Source organism: Streptomyces sp. NBC_01198 (assembly GCF_036010485.1).
Classification (GTDB): Bacteria; Actinomycetota; Actinomycetes; order Streptomycetales; family Streptomycetaceae; genus Actinacidiphila.
This window is the reverse complement of record NZ_CP108568.1, coordinates 7,656,605-7,679,028: the sequence shown is the minus strand read 5'-3', so window position 1 is coordinate 7,679,028 and position 22,424 is coordinate 7,656,605. Positions and strand designations below refer to the sequence as shown.

At 74.6% G+C, this 22,424-nt stretch carries 20 protein-coding genes; 13 read left to right on the top strand and 7 right to left on the bottom strand.

Annotated features, from left to right (window positions below; all coding sequences use genetic code 11):
- Positions 1-68: 68 nt before the first annotated feature.
- Positions 69-446, bottom strand: a complete 378-nt coding sequence (locus OG702_RS34120) for a fic family toxin-antitoxin system, toxin component (protein ID WP_327292830.1) — start codon at positions 444-446, stop codon at positions 69-71.
- Positions 443-682, bottom strand: coding sequence for an antitoxin (locus tag OG702_RS34115; protein ID WP_327292829.1), 240 nt, complete (start codon positions 680-682; stop codon positions 443-445). The genes OG702_RS34120 and OG702_RS34115 overlap by 4 nt, the downstream gene beginning before the upstream one ends.
- A gap of 110 nt (positions 683-792) precedes the next feature.
- On the opposite strand from OG702_RS34115, the gene OG702_RS34110 reads away from it, so the two are divergent.
- The 3 genes from OG702_RS34110 (at position 793) to OG702_RS34100 (ending at position 3,691) form a co-directional block, all read left to right on the top strand.
- Positions 793-1,248, top strand: a complete 456-nt coding sequence (locus OG702_RS34110; protein ID WP_442814672.1) for a GNAT family N-acetyltransferase — start codon at positions 793-795, stop codon at positions 1,246-1,248.
- Positions 1,249-1,340: 92 nt separating this feature from the next.
- Positions 1,341-2,672: a hemolysin family protein gene (locus tag OG702_RS34105; RefSeq protein ID WP_327292827.1), complete on the top strand. Its 1,332-nt coding sequence runs from the start codon at positions 1,341-1,343 to the stop codon at positions 2,670-2,672.
- A complete protein-coding gene (locus OG702_RS34100) occupies positions 2,669-3,691 on the top strand; it encodes a hemolysin family protein (protein ID WP_327292826.1) in 1,023 nt (340 codons plus the stop codon). The genes OG702_RS34105 and OG702_RS34100 overlap by 4 nt, the downstream gene beginning before the upstream one ends.
- 36 nt (positions 3,692-3,727) lie before the next feature.
- Here OG702_RS34100 and OG702_RS34095 read toward each other — a convergent pair whose 3' ends face one another.
- Complete coding sequence (locus OG702_RS34095; RefSeq protein ID WP_327292825.1) at positions 3,728-4,435, bottom strand: SDR family NAD(P)-dependent oxidoreductase; 708 nt, start codon at positions 4,433-4,435, stop codon at positions 3,728-3,730.
- A 103-nt stretch (positions 4,436-4,538) separates the two neighbouring features.
- Between OG702_RS34095 and OG702_RS34090 the strand changes: the two genes are divergently transcribed.
- From OG702_RS34090 to OG702_RS34070, 5 genes are all read left to right on the top strand, one after another.
- Positions 4,539-5,369 carry a helix-turn-helix transcriptional regulator gene (locus tag OG702_RS34090; RefSeq protein ID WP_327292824.1) on the top strand — a complete coding sequence of 277 codons (831 nt, stop codon included), beginning with the start codon at positions 4,539-4,541 and terminating at the stop codon, positions 5,367-5,369.
- 49 nt (positions 5,370-5,418) lie between these two features.
- Entirely contained in the window at positions 5,419-6,249 is an 831-nt protein-coding gene (locus tag OG702_RS34085) for an SGNH/GDSL hydrolase family protein (RefSeq protein ID WP_327292823.1), read from the top strand.
- 53 nt (positions 6,250-6,302) lie between these two features.
- Positions 6,303-7,736, top strand: coding sequence for an adenylosuccinate lyase (gene purB, locus OG702_RS34080; RefSeq protein ID WP_327292822.1), 1,434 nt, complete (start codon positions 6,303-6,305; stop codon positions 7,734-7,736).
- A complete protein-coding gene (mug, locus tag OG702_RS34075; RefSeq protein WP_327293472.1) occupies positions 7,733-8,332 on the top strand; it encodes a G/U mismatch-specific DNA glycosylase in 600 nt (199 codons plus the stop codon). Before purB ends, mug begins: the two co-directional genes overlap by 4 nt.
- Before the next feature lie 93 nt (positions 8,333-8,425).
- Positions 8,426-9,583, top strand: a complete 1,158-nt coding sequence (locus tag OG702_RS34070; RefSeq protein ID WP_327292821.1) for an ROK family protein — start codon at positions 8,426-8,428, stop codon at positions 9,581-9,583.
- 112 nt (positions 9,584-9,695) lie between these two features.
- Here the strand turns inward: OG702_RS34070 and OG702_RS34065 are convergent, their stop codons facing one another.
- Positions 9,696-10,457 (bottom strand): GntR family transcriptional regulator, encoded by a 762-nt coding sequence (locus tag OG702_RS34065; RefSeq protein WP_327292820.1) that lies wholly within the window; start codon positions 10,455-10,457, stop codon positions 9,696-9,698.
- Between the two features lie 271 nt (positions 10,458-10,728).
- Here OG702_RS34065 and OG702_RS34060 point away from each other — a divergent pair, with 271 nt between their 5' ends.
- Together OG702_RS34060 and OG702_RS34055 are read left to right on the top strand one after the other, a co-directional pair.
- Positions 10,729-11,484 carry an SDR family NAD(P)-dependent oxidoreductase gene (locus OG702_RS34060; protein WP_327292819.1) on the top strand — a complete coding sequence of 252 codons (756 nt, stop codon included), beginning with the start codon at positions 10,729-10,731 and terminating at the stop codon, positions 11,482-11,484.
- 267 nt (positions 11,485-11,751) lie between these two features.
- A complete protein-coding gene (locus OG702_RS34055) occupies positions 11,752-13,212 on the top strand; it encodes an NCS2 family permease (RefSeq protein ID WP_327292818.1) in 1,461 nt (486 codons plus the stop codon).
- Between the two features lie 227 nt (positions 13,213-13,439).
- On the opposite strand, the gene OG702_RS34050 is transcribed toward OG702_RS34055, so the two are convergent.
- Complete coding sequence (locus OG702_RS34050; protein ID WP_327292817.1) at positions 13,440-14,390, bottom strand: DMT family transporter; 951 nt, start codon at positions 14,388-14,390, stop codon at positions 13,440-13,442.
- Between the two features lie 344 nt (positions 14,391-14,734).
- Between OG702_RS34050 and pdxR the strand changes: the two genes are divergently transcribed.
- Genes pdxR through OG702_RS34035 form a run of 3 tightly spaced genes read left to right on the top strand, consistent with a single transcriptional unit; the run spans position 14,735 to position 17,538 of the window.
- Positions 14,735-16,165 (top strand): MocR-like pyridoxine biosynthesis transcription factor PdxR, encoded by a 1,431-nt coding sequence (gene pdxR, locus OG702_RS34045; protein ID WP_327293471.1) that lies wholly within the window; start codon positions 14,735-14,737, stop codon positions 16,163-16,165.
- Complete coding sequence (locus tag OG702_RS34040; protein WP_327292816.1) at positions 16,162-16,719, top strand: GNAT family N-acetyltransferase; 558 nt, start codon at positions 16,162-16,164, stop codon at positions 16,717-16,719. Before pdxR ends, OG702_RS34040 begins: the two co-directional genes overlap by 4 nt.
- A gap of 24 nt (positions 16,720-16,743) precedes the next feature.
- Positions 16,744-17,538 carry an integrase gene (locus tag OG702_RS34035; RefSeq protein WP_327292815.1) on the top strand — a complete coding sequence of 265 codons (795 nt, stop codon included), beginning with the start codon at positions 16,744-16,746 and terminating at the stop codon, positions 17,536-17,538.
- Here the strand turns inward: OG702_RS34035 and OG702_RS34030 are convergent.
- Together OG702_RS34030 and OG702_RS34025 are read right to left on the bottom strand one after the other, a co-directional pair.
- A complete protein-coding gene (locus OG702_RS34030; RefSeq protein ID WP_327292814.1) occupies positions 17,511-20,471 on the bottom strand; it encodes a tetratricopeptide repeat protein in 2,961 nt (986 codons plus the stop codon). The genes OG702_RS34035 and OG702_RS34030 overlap by 28 nt on opposite strands.
- Positions 20,468-22,342, bottom strand: coding sequence for an HSP90 family protein (locus OG702_RS34025; RefSeq protein ID WP_327292813.1), 1,875 nt, complete (start codon positions 22,340-22,342; stop codon positions 20,468-20,470). Before OG702_RS34025 ends, OG702_RS34030 begins: the two co-directional genes overlap by 4 nt.
- Positions 22,343-22,424: the final 82 nt, after the last annotated feature.

Sequence of the window (22,424 nt, the reverse complement as noted above, 5' to 3'; positions counted from 1 at the left end):
CGGGCTTTCGGCGCGGGGACCTTCGGGCGCCGTCGGGGTGGTACGGCCCTGGTTCCGCCCGACCGGGGTCAGACGGTGACGGTCCAGGCGCGCAGTTCGTCGGCGATGCGGTCGACGCTCACCGAGCCGTCCCGCACCAGCCGGGCGAGGTCGCGGACCTGTTCCGGTGTGGTGGTCACGCGCAGGCCGCCGGCCACCAGATACGCGTAGGCGACCGCGGAGGCGAAGAGCGCGTTGGCGCGCTCCAGGGCGGGGACGTGCAGCAGCAGCTGCAGCAGGGCGGCCGCGCGGGTGTGGTCGTCGGGATAGACCGGCCGGCCGAATATCTCGGCGTCGTGCCGGGCGACCGCGGCCACCAGCGCGCCCCAGTCGGTGACCAGCGGGTCGCCGGGGGTGTTGTGCTCGGCGACCATGAGCAGCCAGGCGAGATCGATACGCAGGCTCAACGGGTGCCTTCACCCCGGGTTTCCTCCCGGGTGCCGAACTCCTCGGCGAAGACCTCCTCGTACTGCCTCATGAAGTCGGCCGCTGCCTGGACGAAGGCCCGGCCGTTCTCGCCCTCGTCCTGCTTGACCAGTTCCTCGATGTAGCGGTTCACGCTGATGCCGCGCTGCGAGGCGCGTTCCCGCGCGGTCTCGGCGGTGGCTTCGTCCACCCGCACGTTCAACTGGGTCTTCGCCATACTCCCAAGCTAGCGCCGATCCGCTAGTAGCGGCAAGAGCGCGGCCGACGGCTGTCTCGTATCCCGGAATTGCGGGCCACGTGCGGCATGGCGGTGGTGGGATGGCCGGCATGTCCAGTCCCCGTATCAGGGCCGCGGGCGCGGCGGCCGACATCAGGGCCGCGGGTCCGGCCGACGCCGGCGCCGTCCTGGCCTTCTGGCGGGTGGCCGCCGAGGGCACCAGCATCAGCGACGACGAGGCGGGCTTCGCCCGGCTGGTCGGCACCGACCCGGGCGCCCTGCTGCTCGCCGAGCGGGACGGCGCCCTGGTGGGCACGGTGATCGCCGGGTTCGACGGCTGGCGGTGCCACCTCTACCGGCTGGCCGTGCACCCCGAGGCCCGCCGCCAGGGTGTCGCGCGGGCGCTGCTGGACGCGGCCGAGGCACGGTTCGCCGCGCTGGGCGGCCGCCGCGGCGACGCGATGGTGCTTGAGGGCAACGAGCGTGCCCACCTCGCCTGGCGGGCCGCGGGTTACGCACCTGAGCCGCAGTGGCGGCGCTGGACGAAACCGCTGCGCGGGGCCTGACCGGTCCCGCGCCGGCTGCTCGGGAACGGGCGGTGGGCGCGTCATGGGTGCGCGCGGGCGGCCGCTGCCCGATCATGGGACCGAGGTGTCCGATGACCGAAGCGCTGCTCCTGATCGTGGCCCTGCTGCTCAGTCTCGCCTGCGGTGTCTTCGTCGCGGCGGAATTCTCGCTGACCACGGTCGAACGCGGCGAGGTGGAGCGGGCCGCGTCCCGCGGTGAGCGGGGGGCGGCCGCGGCGCTGTCGGGGGTGCGGTCGCTGACCGTGCAGCTGTCCGGGGCCCAGCTGGGCATCACCGTGACCGGCCTGATCATCGGCATGCTGGCCCGCGGCTCGATCGCCGAACTGCTGCGCGGGCCGCTGCGCTCGGCCGGGGTGTCGCGTTCCACCGCCTCGCCGCTGGCGCTCGTGCTGGGGACGGCGCTGTCCACGGTCGTGCTGATGGTGGTCGGCGAGCTGGTGCCGAAGAACTGGGCGATCTCCCGGCCGCTGCAGGTCGCCAAGGCCGTCGCGGGCCCGCAGCGCGCCTTCACCGCGGCCTTCGGGCCGCTGATCCACCATCTGAACAACGCCGCCAACCGGGTGCTGCGCCGGATGGGCCTGGAGCCGGCCGAGGAGCTGGCGTCGGCCCGCGGGCCGCAGGAGCTGGGGGCGCTGGCCCGGCGCTCGGCGAAGGAGGGCGCGCTGGAGCCGGACACCGCCGAGCTGTTCGTCCGGACCCTGAGCCTGGCCGATCTGACCGCGGAGAACGTGATGACGCCACGGGTCCAGGTCACCGCGCTCGACGCGCTGGTGAGCGCCGCGGACGTCGCGAACGCCACCCGCGCCACCGGCCTGTCGCGCTTCCCGGTCTACCGCGGCACCCTCGACGCGGTGATCGGCACGGTGCACATCAAGGACGTCCTGGCGGTGCCCGCCGAGCGCCGGGCCCGTACCCCGGTGACGGCCCTGCTCAAGGACGCGCTTCTGGTGCCCGAGACGCTCACCGTCGACCGGCTGCTCGACCGGCTCTCGGAGTCGCGGTCGATGGCGGTGGTCATCGACGAGTACGGCGGTACGGCCGGCGTGGCGACGCTGGAGGACATCGTCGAGGAGGTGGTCGGCGAGGTCACCGACGAGCACGACCCCCAGCAGCTGCCCGACCTGCTGTTCGTCCGCGAGGATCCGGACGGCCGGCGGTTCTACGACGCGGACGGCGCCACCCGGACCGAGGACCAGCTGCGGCGGATCGGCCTGCGGGTGCCCGACGGCCCGTACGAGACGCTCGCCGGGCTGGTCGCGGACCGGCTCGGCCGGATCCCGGTGCGCGGCGACTCGCTGCGGCTCGCCGGCTGGCTGATCGAGGTCGCCGACGACACCGGGCACCGGGCCGCCCGGGTGCGGCTGGTGTCGCCGTCGCCCGGCCGGCGGGAGCCGCACGCATGACCGTGGTCGAGCTGCTGGTCGGGCTGCTCACCCTGGTGGTGAACGCCTTCTTCGTCGGCGCCGAGTTCGCGATGATCTCGGTGCGGCGCGGCCAGGTGGAGTCCGGCACGGAGCCGGGTGACCGGCGGGCCGGGCGGGTGCTGTGGGGCCTTGAGCACCTGGCGCCGCTGCTGGCCGCCGCCCAGCTCGGCGTCACCGCGGCCACCCTGGTGCTCGGCATCGTCGCGGAGCCGGCCATCGCGCACCTGCTGGAGCCGGTGCTGCACGCGGTCGGCCTGCCGGACGGGGCGATCCATGTCATCGCCTACGCGGTGTCGCTCGCGGTGGCGACGTATCTGCACATGCTGCTCGGCGAGATGGTGCCGAAGAACATCGCGCTGGCCGACCCGGTGCGTTCGGCACTGCGCCTGGGACCGCCGCTGGTGGCCTTCACCCGGGCGCTGCGGCCGGTGATCTTCGGGATCAACGCGCTGGCGAACGGGCTGCTGCGGCTGCTGCGGGTCGAGCTGCGCTCGGAGGTGACGTCGGTCTTCTCCGACGACGAGCTGTCCCGGATGGTCGGGGACGCCGGCGCGGCCGGGCTGCTGGACGAGCGGGCCGCCGACCGGCTGCGGGACGCGCTGGTGCTGGGCCGCCGGCCGGTCGGCGAGATCGTGCTGCCGGCCGACCGGGTGGTCCGCGCCCCGCTGGGCATCACCCCCGGCGGCCTGGAGGCGCTGGCGTCGCGGTCGGGTTTCTCGCGGTTCCCGGTCGCCGACGGCGACGGGCGGGTGCTCGGCTACCTCCATGTGAAGGACGCGCTGGACGCCGAGCCGCGTGAGGCCGCCTTCCCGCGCGCCGCCCTGCGCCCCATCACCCGGGTCGGCGCCGCGACGCCGCTGGACGACGTGCTCACCGCGATGCGCGCGGCCAGCGCGCATCTGGCCGCGGTGGTGGACGAGGACGGGCGCGCGGTCGGCCTGGTCACCATGGAGGACGTGCTCAAGCAACTGGTCGGCCCGGGCCGGCCCGACGAGTGACGCCCCCTCAGCGACCCCGGGCGCGCCCGCCGTCCGTCACCAGGGCAGCGGTCCTTCGGCGGTGAAGAAGCCGCCGGTGGGCCCGTCCGGGCCGAGCCGCGCCATCCGTACGATGATCTCCGCGCCCTCCTCGACGCTCTGGTGGCCGGTGTTGCCGTTCAGGTCGGTGCTGGTGAAGCCGGGCTCCACGGCGTTGATCCGGAAGCCGGGGTAGGCCTTCGCGTACTGCACGGTGAGCATGTTGACCGCGGTCTTGGACGCCGGATACGCGATGCCCGGGTAGTCGTACGCCGGGGTGCCGGGGGTGCTGAGAAGGGCCAGCGAGGCCAGGCCGCTGCTGACGTTGACCACCACCGGGGCCGTGGAGCGCCGGAGCAGCGGGAGGAAGGCGTGGGTGACGCGGACCATGCCGAACACGTTCGTCTCGAACGTCGCCCGCATCAGGTCGGCGGTCAGTTCCGCCCCCACCGTGGTGCCGTCCCCGGCCATTTCCCGCTGAATACCGGCGTTGTTGATCAGCACGTCCAGGCCGCCGTCCGCCGCGACGGTCCGCACCGCGGCGGCGACGGACGCGTCCTCGGTGACGTCGAGCAGGACCGGTCGTGCGCCCAGCCGCTCCGCGGCCCGGCGGCCGCGCCCGGCGTCCCGGCAGCCGAGGTGGACGGTGTGGCCGGCGGCGACGAGCCGCCGGGCGGTCTCGTAACCGAGACCCTTGTTCGCTCCGGTGATCAGTGTTGCTGTCATGCCCTCACGGTGTCCCCGGGCCGAGCCGCGCCACCAGTAGTCCGGTCTTCCTGGGACCGGCAGTACCAGGACGTTCCGCGGTGCCGCGGTGCACAGTGGTGTCATGGCGACCACGGAGTTCGGGCACACGCTGCGGCGCTGGCGGGACCGGGTGTCCCCGGAGGCGGCCGGGCTGCCGCCCGGCGGGCAGCGGCGGGCCGCCGGGCTGCGCCGGGAGGAGTTGGCGCTGCTGGCCGGGATCTCGGTGGACTACGTCACCCGGCTCGAACAGGGGCGCGCGGCCAACCCGTCGGAGCAGGTGGTCGAAGCGCTGGGCCGGGCACTGCGGGTGTCGCCGGCCGAGCGCGAGCACCTCTTCCACGTCGCCGGGCTGGTCCCGCCGGGGCTGGGCACGGTGCCCGCGTACATCCCGCCGAGCGTGCAGCGGATGCTGGACCGGCTCGCCGGGACCCCGGTGGCGGTCTCCGACGCGACCTGGACGCTGCTGCTCGCCAACCCGATGTACACGGCGCTGATGGGCGAGCGGCACGGCAGGGAGCGCAACGCGGTGTGGCGCACCTTCCTCGGCTCGGGCAGCCGGGTGCGCCACACCCCGCGCTCGCTGCGCAAGCTGGAGGCCGGACAGGTCGCCGGGCTGCGGGCGACCGCGAACCGCTATCCGGCCGATCTGCGGCTGCGGGGGCTCATCGCGGAACTGCGCGCGAGGAGCGAGCGCTTCGCCGAGCTGTGGGACACGGGAACGGTGGAGCGGCACGACGTGTCCCGCAAGACCGTCGACCACCCCCAGGTCGGCACCCTGACGCTGGACTGCGACCTGCTCAGCGTCGCGGGCAGCGATCTGCGGATCATGGTCTACACGGCGGACCCCGGCACCGAGGACGCCGAACGCCTGGCGCTGCTCGCGGTGCTCGGCACCCAGACACTCGTCGGATAGCCGCGCGGTCCCCCGCCGTGCGCGGGGCTGCCGATAGGATCACCGGGCGATGGAGAACGATCTCACTTACACCAGTTTCGTCGCCGTCGGCGACTCCTTCACCGAGGGAATGTCGGACCTGCTGCCCGACGGCACCTACCGGGGCTGGGCCGATCTGCTCGCCGCCCGGCTGGCGGCGCTGCCCCGGGCCGCGGACGGCGCTGAGGGCTTCAGGTACGCGAATCTCGCGGTGCGCGGCAAGCTGATCCGGCAGATCGCCGAGGACCAGGTGGACCTGGCGGCGGCGATGGACGCCGACCTGGTCACGCTGGTCGGCGGGCTCAACGACGTGCTGCGGCCGGGCTGCGACGTGGACGTGGTCTGCGAGCACCTGCGCAGCGCGGTGGAACGGCTCGCGCCGTCCTGCCGGCAGCTGGTGCTGATGCGCAGCCCGGCCCGCCGCGGCCCGGTCGCCACCCGCTTCCTGCCGCGCATGGAGCAGCTGTTCGCCTTCATCGACGACCTGGCCGCCCGGCACGGCGCCATAGTGGTGGACCTCTACGGGGCCGAGGTGCTCGGCGACCAGCGGATGTGGGCCGACGACCGGCTGCACCTGACCGCGGAGGGCCACGAGCGGGTGGCCGAGGCGGTCTGGCAGGCCCTCGGACTGCCGGCCCGAGCGGACTGGACGCTCGCGCTGCCGCCCGCGGTCCGCCCCGGCTGGGCCGCCCGCCGCGGCGCCGACCTGCGCTTCACCAGCCGCCACCTGCTGCCGTGGATCGGCCGCCGGCTGACCGGCCGCTCCTCGGGCGACGGCCGCCCGGCCAAGCGCCCCCAGCTGCTGCCGTACCAGCAGGAGCCGTGCGAGCCGGGGCCGGTGCCCTCCGAGGTCGGCGGCTGACCTGACGGCTGTCACCGGACCGGTGGCACCGCCGCGACCAGTAGAATCTGCACGTGACAGCCAAGCCGCGTATCCCGAACGTCCTCGCCGGCCGCTATGCCTCCACGGAGCTGGCCGCCCTGTGGTCCCCCGAGCAGAAGGTGGTGCTGGAGCGCCGGCTGTGGCTGGCGGTGCTGCGGGCGCAGAAGGACCTCGGGATCGAGGTGCCCGAGCAGGCGGTCGCCGACTACGAGCGGGTGCTCGAACAGGTCGACCTGGGCTCGATCGCGGAACGCGAGAAGGTCACCCGGCACGACGTGAAGGCCAGGATCGAGGAGTTCAACGCGCTCGCCGGGCACGAGCAGATCCACAAGGGCATGACGTCCCGCGATCTGACCGAGAACGTCGAGCAGCTGCAGATCCGGCTGTCGCTCGACCACGTGCGGGACCGCACCGTCGCCGTGCTGGCCCGGCTCGGGCAGCTGGCAGGGCAGTACGCGGAGCTGGTGATGGCCGGGCGCTCGCACAACGTGGCGGCACAGGCCACCACGCTGGGCAAGCGTTTCGCGACAGCCGCGGACGAGCTGCTGGTCGCCTACGAGCGGGTCGAGGACCTGCTCGGCCGCTATCCGCTGCGCGGCATCAAGGGCCCGGTCGGGACCGCGCAGGACATGCTGGACCTGCTGGGCGGCGAAACCGGCAAGCTCGCGGAGCTCGAAGCGCGGATCGCGGAGCACCTGGGCTTCGCGCGGGCCTTCACCTCGGTCGGCCAGGTCTACCCGCGGTCGCTGGACTACGACGTGGTGACCGCGCTGGTGCAGCTGGCGGCCGCGCCCTCGTCGCTGGCCAGGACCATCCGGCTGATGGCCGGGAACGAGCTGGTCACGGAGGGCTTCAAGCCCGGGCAGGTCGGCTCGTCGGCCATGCCGCACAAGATGAACACCCGGTCCTGCGAGCGGGTCAACGGGCTGATGGTGGTCCTGCGCGGCTACGCCTCGATGACCGGCGAGCTGGCGGGCGACCAGTGGAACGAGGGCGATGTGTCGTGCTCGGTGGTGCGCAGGGTCGCGCTGCCCGACGCCTTCTTCGCCTTCGACGGGCTGCTGGAGACGTTCCTGACGGTGCTGGACGAATTCGGTGCCTTCCCCGCGGTCGTCGCCCGCGAGCTGGACCGCTACCTGCCGTTCCTTGCCACGACCAAGGTGCTGATGGGCGCGGTGCGCGCCGGGGTGGGCAGGGAGATCGCCCATGAGGCGATCAAGGAGAACGCGGTGGCGTCCGCGCTGGCGATGCGCGAGCAGGGCACCGAGCGCAACGAGCTGCTCGACCGGCTGGCGGCCGACGAGCGGATCCCGCTGGACCGCGCACAGCTGGACGCGCTGATGGCCGACCGGCTGTCCTTCACCGGTGCCGCGGCCGGCCAGGTCGCCGAGGTCGTGCGGCGGATCGAGGACGTCGTCAAGGCGCACCCGCGGGCGGCGGCGTATCGGCCCGGGGCGATCCTCTGACCCCGGACCAGCTGGCCGCGGCCCGCGGGCGCACCCTCGACGACCTGCTCACGGACGGTCTGCGGGTGGTCTTCTGCGGCATCAACCCGGGCCTGATGTCGGCGTACACGGGCCATCACTTCGCCCGGCCGGGGAACCGCTTCTGGCCGGCGCTGCACGCCTCGGGATTCACCCCGCGGCGTTTCGCGCCGGCCGAGCAGGAGCAGTTGCTCGGCCTGGGGCTCGGGGTGACCAACGTGGCCGCGCGGGCCACCGCCCGCGCGGACGAGCTGAGCACCGAGGAGCTGGTGGAGGGCGGCAGGCTGCTCGCGGCGAAGGTCGCCCGGTACCGTCCTGTGTGGCTCGCGGTGCTCGGGGTGACCGCCTACCGGGTCGCCTTCGCGGACAAGCACGCGCAGGTCGGTCCGCAGCAGCGGACGCTCGGCCCGACCAGGATCTGGGCGCTGCCCAGCCCCAGCGGGCTCAACGCGCACTGGTCGCCGGCGGCGCTGGCCGAGGAGTTCGGCAGGCTGCGGGCAGCTGCCTCCGGCCTGCCCCGGCAGGCGGCTGACGGGTCGTCAGCAGGGCCTGCGGGGAGCGGCCGGCAGGGTCCCTGACGCTGCCGCACAAACGTAACGGGGCCGCGCTCGCCGCGAGACCGCCGGACGGGTACGATCCGCCACACACAGGCACAGTCTGGGAGGACATACGTGGGGCGACTCACCGGCGGGGACCCGTCCCTGCTCAGGCGGATCAACTCCGCGGTCGTCCTGGATGCCCTGCGCGGGGCGCAGACCCCCACCCTCACCGAACTGGTCCACAGCACCGGCCTGTCCCGGCCGACCGTCGAGGGCGTCATCGAGGGGCTGACCGAGTCCGACCTGGTGGTGGAGGTCGGCCCCGAGGCCGGTGACGCGCGCAAGCAGGGCAGGCCGGCCCGCCGGTTCCGCTTCCACGCCGAGGCCGGGCATCTGCTCGGGATCGAGATCGGCGCCCACCAGGTGCGGGTGGTGCTGTCCGACCTGAGCGGGCAACTGCTGGGCTCGCACGGGCGCGAGGTCGACGAGGCGGCGTCCGCTGACGACCGGCTCGACCGGGTCCGCGGCACGGTCGCCGAGCTGCTGCGCAAGGCCGGGGTGGCCCGCAGCACGCTGTGGGCGGTCGGGGTGGGCAGCCCCGGGATCGTGGAGGCGCACGGCGAGGTGCGGCTGAGCACCGCGCTGCCCGGCTGGACCGGGCTGCCGCTGGGCGAGCGGCTGCAGCGCTCCTTCCGATGTCCGGTCCTGGTGGAGAACGACGCGAACGTCGCCGCGGTGGCCGAGCACTGGAAGGGCGTGGCGGTCGGCACCGACGACGTGGTCTTCGTCCTGGCCGGGCTCAGCCCCGGCGCCGGGTCGCTGATCGGCGGGCGGCTGCACCGCGGGTTCGGCGGCGCCGCCGGTGAGATCGGCGCGCTGCACCTGCTGGGCCGCGAGGTCACCCCTGAATATCTGCTGTCCACCACGGGTGAGCCGCTGCACCCGCTTGACGAGCCCGCCGTCGAGCGGGTCTTCACCCTGGCCAAGCAGGGCGACGCGCAGGCCAAGGACGCCGTGGAGCGGTTCCTGCGCCGGCTGGTGCACGACGTGGCGGCACTGGTACTGGCGATCGACCCGGAGCTGGTGGTGATCGGCGGCTGGGCGGCGGGCCTGGACGGCGTACTCGAACCGCTGCGGACCGAGCTGACCCGCTACTGCCTGCGGCCGCCGAAGGTGGAGCTGTCGGCGCTGGGCCAGGAGGCGATCGCCACGGGCGCGCTGCGGCTGGCCCTCGACCACGTGGAGCAGCAGCTCTTCGCCGTGGAGCAGACGTCGATGGCCCGCCGCTGACCGGCAACGCGGCGAGCGTGCGTGCCAGGCGCCGCGGGCCAGGCGGGATTTGTCAGACACGGCCGAGGCCCGTCCCTTCCGGGGCGGGCCTCACGAGTGCGGTGCTGCCGGGTCAGGAGGCCTGGCGGGTGCCCTGCTGGTGGTGGGTGACCTCGAAGGCGCCGGCGTCGCCGAAGGTCAGCCGGCAGGTGTCCGCGCGGTAGGTGGCGACCGACGCGGCGGCCACCCGGCCGCCGGCGTAGTAGCGCGAGGTGACCACCAGCACGGGCGCCCCCGGCAGCCGGTCCAGCTGCTTGGCGTCGTCCGCGCGGGCCGAGCCCAGCTCGACGGCGCGGTCCTCGCCCTCCAGTACCAGCGCGTGCAGCTCGCGCAGCACGGCGGGCGCGTGGGCGGCGGGTGTCAGGTCGGTGGACAGACCGGGCACGGAGGCCGGCGGTACGTACAGCAGCTCGGCGGCGACCGGCTGGCCGCGCATCACGCGGCCCCGGCGGATGGTGTGCACCGCCTGGTCGGGCCCGGTCCCGAGCAGCGCGGCGATCGCCGCGGGGGCGACGGCCTCGACACAGCCGACGGTGTCCCACGCGTCGAGGCCCGCGCCTGGCCAGGTGTTGGCCGACGGGCCGACGGAGACACCCATCCGCGGCGGCGCCACGGTGGTGCCGACCCCGCGGCGGCGCTGCAGCCGTCCTTCGAGCTCCAGCTGTTCGAGCGCCTGGCGGAGCGTCGCCCGGGCGACGCCGAAGCGGGCGGCGAGATCGCGCTCGTTCGGCAGGATCTCACCGACCTCGAACTCCGAGTCGAGGGCGTCGTTCAGCACGGTCTTGAGGTGCCAGTACTTCGGCTCAGGCACCGATTCGAGCTGCGTGGTCCCCACCCTGTCCTCGCAATCAGCTCAAGGCTTGTTCAGCCTTGTTTCCTAACCAGTCTTTATTAAAGGTCCTTGCACTACTAGGGACGATAGAGCCGGGCGCCGAACTTGGTCAAGACCAATCCTCGAACCGGTACACGCCGACCGGAAGGGGATATGTGTGCCGTTCACGCGATGTTGACGGAGTGCTGCGATAGCGTTCGTGATCATCGGGGTGCGCCGCTGACGGCAGCGACCACTGCGACGGCCGCGGTACGGCGCGAGGGAGCGGATGGCGATGGGCGAGGTCACGCTGGTCACCGGCGGCAGTCGCGGCATCGGGGCGGCGGTGGCCGTGCGGCTGGCCGGCGCGGGACACCGTGTCGGCCTCGGCTACGAACCCGCCGGGGACGCCGAGGAGGCGGCCGGGGAGGTCGCCCGGCGGATCCGCGAGCGGGGCGGCGCGTGCCTGCTCTTCCCGCTCGACACCGGCGACGCCGGCCAGGTCGACGCCTTCTTCGACGCGGTCAAGGAGCAACTGGGCCCGGTCACCGGGCTGGTGAACAACGCCGGGATCACCGGGCCGCTCGGCCGCTTCACCGAGACGCCGGTCGAGGTGATGCGGCGGGTGGTGGACGTCAACCTGATGGGCGCCCTGCTGTGCGCCCGGCGGGCGGCGCTGGAGATGTCCACGCGGTACGGCGGCGACGGCGGCGCGATCGTGAACGTCTCGTCGGGCGGCGCCACGTCCGGCAACCCCGGCGAGTACGTGCACTACGCGGCGAGCAAGTCGGCGGTGGACGCGCTGACCGTGGGGCTGTCGAAGGAGCTGGGTCCGGACGGGGTGCGGGTCAACTCGGTGCAGCCGGGGATGGTGGTCACCGGCGTCCACGCCCCGGCGGCCGACCCGGCGGGGCCGTGGCGAGATCCCGAGCACGTGCCGATGCGGCGCCCCGGCCAGCCGGAGGAGATCGCTGGCGCGGTCGCCTGGCTGCTGTCGGCGGACGCCTCGTACACCACGGGTGCGGTGCTGCGGATCGCCGGCGGCCTCTGACCGGCGGGCTCCGACGGGCGGGTTCCGCCGGCCGGCTCCGACCGGCGGGCTCTCAGTGCGGGCGGTCCGGCGCGGCTCATTACTGCGCCCAGGTGGGCGGGTCGTGTCGGGAGTGTTGACCTGAGCATGGCCGAAACCCGACGGTGATACCGGGTAACGCCGCGGAAACCCGCCCGGGCCCGCGGGCGAGGACAATCCGTGTGCCCCGCCCGCCGAGCACGTACGCGGCACCGCCGCCGCGCAGGTTCGCCAAACCAGAGGAGCACCATGTCAGGACCCGCCGTGGACACCGAGATGCCGGTGTCCGCACCGCCCCCCGGAGGCAACGCGCTGGACCGCTACTTCCGTATATCGGAGCGCGGTTCGACGCCGGGACGGGAGATACGGGGAGGCTTCGCCACCTTCTTCACGATGGCGTACATCCTCGTCCTCAATCCGATCATCCTGTCCGGGGCGACGGACAAGTTCGGTCACCACCTGTCGACCACCCAACTGGTCACCGCCACCGCCCTGGTGGCCGCGGTGATGACCGCGATCATGGGTGTCGGCGGCAATCTGCCGCTGGCGGTGGCGGCCGGACTGGGGCTGAACGCCGTGGTCGCCTTCCAGCTCGCACCCAAGATGAGCTGGCCGGACGCGATGGGCCTGGTGGTGCTCGAAGGCCTGCTGATCTGCGTGCTGGTCGCCACCGGGCTGCGGGAGGCGATCATGAACGCCATCCCGCTGCCGATCAAGCAGGCGATCAGCGTCGGCATCGGCCTGTTCATCGCTTTCATCGGCTTCATCGACGCCGGATTCGCCAGCCGTATCCCCGACGCGGCCAAGACCACCGTGCCGGTGCAGCTGGGCGGGACGGGCACGCTCACCGGCTGGCCGGTGCTGGTGTTCTGCCTCGGGGTGCTGCTGACCGTGGCGCTGGTCGCCCGCAGGGTCAAGGGCGCGATCCTGATCAGCATCGTGGTGATGACCATCGTGGCGATCATCGTCAACAAGGTCGCCGACCTCCCGGCCGGCGCCTGGGGGCTGACCGCCCCGAAGGTGCCCCACGACATCGTCGCCTCCCCCGACTTCGGGCTGATCGGCCACTTCAGCCTCTTCGGCGGCTTCTCCGAGGCCGGGGTGGTGACAGCGTCGCTGTTCGTCTTCACCCTCGTGCTGTCCGACTTCTTCGACGCCATGGGCACGATCGTCGGGATCTCCAGCGAGGCCGGACTGCTGGACGACAAGGGCAGGGTGCCGAACATCGGCCGGGTCCTCTTCATCGACGGCGCCGCCGCCGTGGCGGGCGGTGCGGCCTCCGCGTCGTCCAGCACCGCCTACGTGGAATCCGCGGCGGGCGTCGGCGAGGGCGCCCGGACCGGCCTGGCCAGCGTCGTGACCGGGGCGCTCTTCGCGGTGGCCCTCTTCCTGTCGCCGCTCGCGGCGGTGGTGCCCTCGCAGGCGGCCGCGCCGGCACTGGTCGCGGTGGGCTTCCTGCTGATGGCGCAGGTGCGCAACATCGACTGGACGCAGTACGACATCGCGATCCCGGCCTTCCTGACCATCGCCGCGATGCCCTTCACCTACAGCATCACCAACGGCATCGGGGCGGGCTTCCTGTCCTTCGTCGCCATCAAGCTGGCGCTCGGCAAGGTCCGGGAGATCCACCCGCTGGTGTGGGGCGTGTCGGTGTGCTTCCTGGCCTACTTCGCGATCGACCCGCTCCAGCAGCTGCTGGGCGTGAAGTAGCCCTGCGGCGCGGACCAGTTGTCCCGGGTCCGTACTGAACGCGCCTCCGCGCCGCGTCCGCCCGAGGAGGGGACAGGCAGACGCGGTGCGGCCGCGGGCGCCCCGACCGGGACGGGGGCGCCCGGTCGGGGCAGCTGGCCGGGCCGATGCCGCGCACCGGCCCGTACTGAGACAACTCCCCCCATCCCGCCGGAGTTCCCGCCGCCGGACAATTACCCCGGACGATCTCAGCGGCGCGCCGGGGCCGGCCGGGCCGCCGCCAAGGCCGGCGCCCTGACCTGCGCGGCCGGCCGCCCGGCGCGGTCCGGCCGGCGGCTCGCGCCGACCGCCACGCCGGCGGCCACCAGTGCGCTGCCCGCGAGTTGGGCGGCGCCGAGGGTCCCGAGCGCGACCAGCGGCGCGGTCAGCGCGGCCGACACCGGGATCAGGCCGGAGAAGAGCGTCGCGCGCTCCGCGCCGAGCCGCTGCATGCCGGCGTACCAGCACACGAAGCCGATGACGGTGGCGACCACCGCCTGCCACCCGAGCGCGGCCGCCTCGGCGCCGGTCGGCACCCGCAGGACGCCCGTGCCGTCCATGACCACGCCGATGACGGCGGCCTCGACGGCGGCCAGCCCGCACACGCACGCGGACAGCAACAGCGGCCCCAGCGGGGCCACCAGGGGTGCCGCGAGCAGCGCGAAGCCCACTTCGCCGCCGAGCGCGGCCACCGACCACAGCAGCCCTGGCAGGTCCGTACCGCCCCAGCCCTGGACGACGAACGCGCCCGCCGCCACCATGGCGGCGCCCGCGGTGCCGGCCGGGGTCGGCCGCCGCCGCGCGGCGAGCGGCACCAGCACCGCCACCACGATCGGCGCGCAGCCGACGAGCACGCCGGGCACGGCGGGTTGCGCGCTGCGCTCGGCGGCGAGCACGGACAGGTTGAAGCCGACCATCCCGACGCCCGCCACCGTTGCGGCCAGCACCCACTGCCGTGCCCGCAGCGCCGCCAGCCGCCCCCGCCCGCCGGCCCGCCGCGCGGGCCACGCAAGCAGCAGGCACGCGACGCCGTAGCGGACGGCCTGGCCGCCGGCGTGCGGATAGTCGACGAGCGCCCCGCCCGCGGTGAAGGACGCGCCCACAAGGACGCAGGCGAGGGCGGCGAGGAGGATCCCGGCGCGGTGGGAGGAAGAAGTCATGGGGGCAACGCTAGAAGCGGGAGTGGTCTGGTTTAAGGTCCAATTCCATGGGAGCGAAGAGGACCAGTGTGGCGGGTTCCCCGGCAGACGTGCAGGCGGACCCCGGGGCGCCCGCGCCCGGGGGCGGGCCGGACGGGGCGCGGTCCCCGCAGCACGGGGCCGGCGGCACGGCGGCCGGCGGCGGGGGCCACCCGGCCACCGCGCCGGGGGCGGGAAGCGGGGCCCGCACGGCGCCGAGCCCGAGCACCCGCCCCGGCACACCGCGGCACACCACCCACGACGCCGCCCCCGCGCCCGGGCCCGGGGGCGGCGGGGGCCACGGGTGGTCGGGGGCCGCGTGGGAAGTGCTGGTCGAAGGCGGGGGTGGGCGGGGGCGGGGGCGGGCCTTGCAGGCGGGGTTGCGGGAGGCTGTGCGGGACGGGCGGCTGGGCGCGGGGACGCAGTTGCCGTCGAGCCGGGAGCTGGCCGCCGACCTCGGGGTGTCCAGGGGCCTGGTCACCGACGCCTACGCGCAGCTCACCGCCGAGGGGTATCTGACCAGCAGGCAGGGTGCGGGCACCTGGGTGGCCGACCTGCGGCAGGGCCCTGAACCGCCGACCCCGCCCGCCTTCGCCGCCGACGACCGCGGCGGGCCGGACGACCTGCGGCCCGGGCTGCCGGACCTCGCGCTCTTCCCGCGGGCGGCCTGGTCGGCCGCGCACCGCCGGGTGATGGCCACGCTCCCGCACCGCGCCTTGGGCTACCCCGATCCCCGCGGGCTGCCCGAACTGCGGGCGGCGCTCGCCGCGCTGCTCGGGCGGCGGCGCGGGGTGGCCGCCGACCCCGACCAGGTGATGGTGACCGCCGGGGTGGCCCAGGCGCACACCCTGGTCGGCCTGGCGCTGCACGCGCGCGGGGAGCGCAGGACCGCCGTGGAGGACCCGGGCAGCCCGGAGCACACCGCGCTGCTCGCGGCCACCGGCCTGACCGCGGTGCCGGTCCCGGTGGACGGCGAAGGCCTCTCCGTCACGGCGCTGGAGGCCACCGGCGTACGGTCGGTGGTGGTCACCCCCTGCCACCAGTTCCCGTCAGGTGTGGCCTGTTCCGCGGCCCGGCGGGCCGCGCTCGCCGACTGGGCGCGGGATCGCGGCGGCGTGGTGGTCGAGGACGACTACGACGGCGACTTCCGCTACGACCGGCAGCCGATGGGCGCCCTCCAGGGCCTCGCGCCCGGCCATGTCGTCTACACCGGTTCCGCGAGCAAGTCGCTGGCGCCGGGGCTGCGGCTGGGGTGGCTGGTCGGGCCGCGGGATCTCGTCGCCGAGGCGGCGCAGATCAAGCGGACGATGGACCTCGGGCACTCGGTGACCGAGCAGGCGGCGCTCGCCGACTTCCTCGTCTCCGGGGCGTACGACCGGCAGCTGCGACGCTGCCAGCGGCTGTACCGGGCCCGCAGGGACGCGCTGGTCGCCGCGCTGTCGCGGCATGCGCCGGGCGCCGAGGTGAGCGGCATCGCGGCCGGGCTGCACGCGATCGTCACCCTGCCCGAGCGCTACGGGCCCGAGCCGCGCTTCCTCGCCGCGGCTGCCAGGGCCGGTGTCGCCGTCCGGCCGCTGTCGGACTACCGCACGGCGGCGCGGCCGGCCGGTGAGGGGGACGACGGCCGGGTGCGGCTGGTGGTGGGCTACGCCCATCTCCCCCCGGAGGCGGTCGCCCGCGCCGTACGCCTCCTGGTGCAGGGGCCGGTGCGCGATGCACGTAGATTGTCGGGCGAGGCAGGGGAGGCCGGCAGATGACCGTCGAACTCATCGTGCCCGCGCAGGCGGGCAGGCAGAGACTGGTGCTGCGGGCGTGGGCCGCGCGGGACGCGGAGGCGCTGGCGGCGGCGCACCGGGACACCGGCATGCGCCGCTGGCTGATGACCACCCTCGACGGCACGGAGGCGGCCGAGCGGTGGATCGAGCAGCAGGCCCGGCTCTGGGAGGGCGGGCTGCGCTACAGCTTCGCGGTACTCGACCAGGACGGCACCCGGCCCGTCGGTCATGTCGCGGTCAAGCGGAAAGCGGCCGGCGCGGTGTCCGCGGAGATCGGCTACTGGACGGCGGCGGCGGTACGCGGCCAGGGCATCGCGCCCCGGGCGGTGGACGCGGTGACCCGGTGGGCGCTGGGCGGCGGGACCGGCCGGCCTGCGCTGACCCGGCTGGAACTGCTGCACGCGGTGGGCAACGCCGCCTCCTGCCGGGTGGCGGTGAAGTCCGGCTTCCCGCTGCGCGAGGAACTCGCACCGCACCCGCCGAAGTTCCCGGAGGCGGGCCACGTCCACGTACGCGAGCCGGACGGGGACGCCTGACCGGCGCGGGGACGGGGGCAGCGCATGCGGGTGACGACGGCGAGCACGCGGAAGCGGGCGGGTCGGCCGAACGAGGACTTCGCCGGCGCGGTGCCGGCTGCCGTGGTGGTCATCGACGGGGCCGGCATCCCCGGCGGCGACTCGACCTGCCGGCACGGCTTGGCGTGGTACGCCGACCGCCTCGGGGGCTGCCTGCTTGGCCTGTTGGCCCTCCTGCCGGACCGCGGCCTTTCCGCGCTGCTCGCAGAGGCCATCACGCAGGTGACCGACAACCACCGCGACACCTGCGAGGTCGCGGACCCCATCAGCCCGTCCGCGGCCGTGGCCGTGCTGCGCCTGTCCGGCGGCCGGGCCGAGTATCTGGTCCTCGGCGACATCGTCGTCGTGCTCGACCGGGCGGACGCCGCGCCGCTGGTCGTCCACGACCCCCGGGAAGTGGTCGTCAGCGGGTCGTACGAGCCCGCGCTCAAGGAGGCGGGCGCCGGCAGCGACGAGTACCGCCGCGTCCTCGGCGAGCTGCGCGCCCGCCGCAACCGGCAGGGCGGCTTCTGGGTGGCCAAGGACGACCCCGGGGCGGCGGGCGAGGCGATCACCGGCAGCTGTCCGGTCGCCGCGCTGACCGGTGCCGCGCTGCTCAGCAACGGGGCCGCCCGGCTCGTGGACCGCTTCGGGCTCGCCGACTGGCCCGCGGTCATGGCGGTGCTGGCGGCCCGCGGCCCGGCCGAGATCATCGGCCGGGTCCGGCAGGCGGAGGCGCGGCACTCGGTGGCGCCGGACGACGCCACGATCGCCTACTGCGCCGAGCTGTCCGGGTCCTGATCCGCGGCGGCTGCCAGCAGGGTCGCCGCCTCCTCCCTACGCTGCTCGGCGACGGAGCCCTCGACGCCCTCGTATGCGGCGGTGACCGAGCGGGCGCGGGCCGTGGCCGCCGCCGGGCGGGACAGATCGAGTTCGAGCCAGCCGGCCATCAGGGTCACCGCGGTGCGCCGGTCGCGGACGGTGTCGCCCAGCGGGGCGAGGGTCGCGACGGCGAGGTCGAGGAGGCCGACGGCCTCCACGTAGCGGGATGCGGCCGACGGGTCCTCGGCGGGGAGCGCGTCGTCCGAGCGGACGAGCAACTCGGCCGTCTGGCGCTGGGTGTCGGCGAGGTCGAAGCGCTGCTCGGCGGCGAGATCGCTGCCGGCGGGGGCGGCCGCCAGCGCGCCGGCGGCCGTCTTCGCAGCGGCGTCCATCAGCGGCCGGGCGGCGGCCGGCCCGCCGCGGCCTTCCCGCAGTTCGAGCCAGCCGCGGGCACGCAGCGTCCGGGTGACGGCGTGCGGGTCGCCGATCTCCCGCCACAGCTCCTCGGCGCGGGCGTAGGCGCTGACCGCCTGGTCGGTGAGCCCGGGCGCGCGACTGAGGGCGTCGGCGGCGAGGTTGGCGAGCATGGCGTGGTCGTGCGGTTCCTCCCAGCCCTCGGCGATCGTGGCGGCGAGCAGGAACTGCTCGGCGGCCTCCCGAGCCTCGCCGAGGTCGAGTTGGCACTCGGCGATCCACCACCTGGCCTGGACCACGTCGCCCTCGCCGTGGCAGCGTACGAGGTCGGGCAGAACCGACTCCAGGACCGCGACGCACTCCGTGGTGCGGCCGAGCCGGCGCAGCGCGCCGCCGAACATCAGCCGGGCGGTGGCGCCGTCGCCCTCGCTGTCGTCGGCCTCGTCGGCCCACTGGCTCGCGTCGAGGGCGTGGCTCGCCGCCGCCTCGTGGTCGCCGAGGCCGCCGTGCGCCTGGGCGACCAGCAGGTGCAACTGGGCGCGGTACGCGGGTTCGAGCAGCTCGCCGCCGTGGTCGAGGGCGGCGAGGCCGTGGCGCACGGCGTCCGCTGCCTGTCCGTGGCGCAGGCTGAGGTCGGCGAGCACGCTCTCCGGATCGGCGGCGTACCAGGGACGGCCGGCCCGGTGGTACAGCGCGACGGCCCTGGTGAGCAGTTCGGTCGCGGTCTCGTGGTCGCCGCGTCCGGCGGCGAACCGGCCGAGCATGGCGGTCGCTTCGGCCTGCCTGGCCATCAACGCCGCCTCGCCGGTGTGCGGTCGGCACTGCTCGGCGATCTCCGCCGCCTGGTCGGCCGCGGCACTCAGGACCGCGTCCTGGTCGGCGGCGTCGGCCGCGCTCCGCGCCAGGACGCGGCTGCGCACCAGCAGCGCACCGGTCAACTGGCGGAGGGTGGCGCGGCCTTCGCCGTGCAGGGTGCGCAGCAGCGCGCACTGCTCGTCGACGTCGGCCAGGGCCGCCGCCGTCTCGCCGGACAGCGCGCGGGCGTAGCCGCCGCGTGCGCGGCAGGCGGCGGCCTCGCCCGGTTCTTGCGCCTCCTCGAAGAGCGCGGCGGCGCGGGCGAACAGCGCCGCGGACCGGCCGGTGTCGTTGATGGCGGCCATGCCCGCGTGGTCGGCGACCTCGGCGCGGCTCTTGGCGTCGAGCGGGGTGCCGCTGAGCTCCGCGGCGCTTTCCACCGCGGCCCATGCCGCCGTGGTGCCCGGGTTGCCGCTCTCGGTGAGCCGGCGGGCCTCGGCGACGAGTTCGGTCAGATCGGGCTCGGGCGCTCCGTCGCCGACAGGCGGGGCGGAGACCGGCGCCTCGGCGGCGGGTGCCAGCCTGGGGGCGCGGACGCCGAGCGGGAGCCGCGCGAGCAGCGGGCCGCGGGACATCCGGGCGCGTACCGCGGTGGAGACCGCGTCGGTGCCGTTGCGGCCGTCGAAGCGCGCCGCGAGGTCGAGCGCCCGGCTCTCCGCGTGGTCGTGCAGCGCGGTGGCGGTCCACAAGGTGCCGTCGGGGCCGGGGAGTTGCTGGTCGCCGTGGCCGAGCGCGCACAGCCGGGCGGTGAGCAGCGCGGCGACGGCAAGGTGGTCCATCAGGCTGTCGGGGTCGCCGGTGGTGGTGAAGTGCGCGGGGTGCTGGGCGAGGATCTCCAGCCCCCGGGCCTCGTTGCCGGACAGCGCGCAGAACTCGATGTGCCGGGCGACCGAGGCGCGCATGCTCTCCATCGTGCGCACCATGCGGTAGCCGCGCAGGTGGTGGGCGCGCGCCTCGTCGGAACGGCCGAGCCGCAGCAGCGGCAGCAGCGAACTGGCCAGCACCGCGTGCGGCTCGTGGGCGCAGGTCAGCTCGCCGCCGAGCACCGGCTGCCAGCTCTCCAGCGCCTGCTCGTCCTGGCCGAGATACGCCTGCCACTCGCCTTGGAGGTGGAGCTCGCAGGCGTGGCAGTCGCTCATCCGGTCCCGGTCGGCGGACTGCCAGGCGGCGTAGGCGCGTTCGGCCACCGGCAGGTCGCCGATGTGCCGGGCGATACGGAACTCGCCCTGCCGCACGGCCCGTTCCGAGTAGCCGGCGAGCCGGTAGCGGTGCGCCATCTCGGCCTGCCACTTCTGGATGGCGGCGAGCGGGATGTGCGGCTGGTCCAGCAGGCCGCTGGAGACCCATTTGAAGTACCAGTGCAGGCTGTGGGCGGCGAACCGGTCGAAGTCCGCGGGGTCCTCGTCCCACATCTTCAGCACTCTGGCGAAGGGCACGAACTTCTTGTCGGACTCCGAGCTGTAGTTGTAGGCGATCAGCAGGTTGAACAGCGCCTCCACCAGCAGCGGGCGGTCGCCGCTGCGTTCGGCCTCCTCCGCCAGTCGCTCCGCGCGGGCGTTGCGGGCCGCGCCCTCAGGCTCGGCCCGGTTCTCGCCGATCGCCCGGCGTATGTCGTCGGCGCCGCGCGGGGTCCCGGTGGTCACCGGCCCTCCTCCTGTTGCCCGTTGCGGTTCCCGTCCTGGTCCGTGGAGTGGTCCGGGGAGCGGTCCGCGGAATGATCGGTGGAATGGTCGGTGGCCCACTGCAGCAGGTCGAGGAACGCCCGGTTGAGCAGCGCGGTGTCGGCCGGGCGCAGCGGGCGCTGCGACATCAGCAGGGCCTGGCCGTAGAGCGCCTCGACGGCGGTGCCCGCCAGCTCACCGGAGTCGAGGGTGCCGATCCGGCGGACCAGCGGGTTGAGCTGGTTGAGCACCAGGCGGGCGCGGGGGGCGCTGCCGCGCAGCGAGCCGAGGATGCCGGCCCACAGGTCGTCGGCCTGCTCCTCGGCCTCCTCGCGGGCGCGTTCGTGCCGCGCGGCCCGGTCGTCGAGATGCAGCGCCGGCACCGTCAGCGGGTGGAAGGAGCGCAGCACGACGTCGCAGCCGAGCGGATCGAGGGCGGCCCGGGCGGCGGCGAGGAAGCCGGCCAGCGCCAGCTCCTGCGCGGGGTCGACGGTGTCGAGGTGCGCGGTGACCGTGTCGGCGTCGAGTTCGGCGACCTGGGCGCCGGTCCTGACCAGCGGCAGCATCTCGACCAGGTCGGCGTCGTAGGTGTAGCCGCCGTTGACCACGCCGATGCCCTGGGCCGCGGCGATCCCGGCGACCTGGCGGAACTCCTCGACGGTGCGGGTGAAGTGCACGACCGGGTGCCGGCCGGCGAACTCGTCGAGCGGCAGCCGTCCTTCGGTCGTCTCGAAGGGCAGCCAGGGCAGCATCACCCGCAGCAGGTCGGGGTCGTGCCGGGCGAGGGTCTTCACGCCGAGGTGGTGCACCGACAGGAAGTGGCCGAGGCGTTCCGGCTCGCCGGCGGCGAGCGCCGTCATCCACTCCTTGATCCGGTCGCCGAGCGCGTCACGGACGGCGGCCAGCGTCTCGTCGGCGTAGAGGTGCTCGCGGGACGCGGTCGGCCGCAGGCTGTCGGTGTCGATGACGCAGCGGACGAAGAAGGCCCATTCCGGCAGCAGTTCGGTGGCCTGCTCGGTGAGCAGCATGCCCTTGAGGTGCACCCGGTGCCCGGCCCGCTGGGCGGGGCTGACCGATGACGGCAGCACGTAGGCGACGCCGCGCAGGCCCGCGACCGGCACGTCGAGTTCGATGCAGTCCAGCGGCAGGAAGCCGAACTGCCGCTGGCAGTAACGGGACAGCTCCAGCCGCCGGGCGCCGGGACCGGAGTAGGCGCGGTCCCATACCGGCGGCCGTTCGGTGATGACCGTGCCGTCTACCCGGACCTCGTAGGGCAGCAACGCGCCGAAGTCCGTGGCCAGTTCGGTGACCCGCTCGGAGCCGAACCACTCGCCGGAGCCGCGCCGCGCGGTCAGGTGCACGGTGGTGCCCGGCTCCGTGCGGGCGTCGTCGGGCAGGGTGCGTACGGTGTAGGAACCGTCGTCGCGCGCGGTCCACTCGACCGGCGGCGCGCCCGGCGTGCGGGCGGAGCGGCTGACCACCCGGATGGTGTCGGCGACCACGAAGCAGGCCAGCAGGCCGATGCCGAACTGTCCGAGGAAATCGGCCCTGGCCGACTCCAGGCCGTCACGTTTGGAGCTGCGGCCGATGGTGGCGAGCAGGTTGTGGACATCGGCCTCGGTCAGGCCGATACCGCAGTCCTCCACCCGCAGGCCGCCGGGGGCGGTGTGCAGCAGGACGTGCCCGGGCGGGGCCGCGGGATCCTCGGCGCGGCGGGCGGTGACCGCGTCGACGCCGTTCTGCAGCAGTTCGCGCAGGTAGACCCGGGGGCTGGAGTAGAGGTGATGGGAGAGCAGGTCCACCAGGCCACGGAGATCGACCTGGAAGGTGTGCGGTGTCTGTTCGGCAGTCATCGTCGCAGCGCCGGTGGGGGTGATGCGGCGCGGGTAGGGCGGCACGGGTCCGCGGCGGGGGAGGTCGGGCCATCGTAGGGGG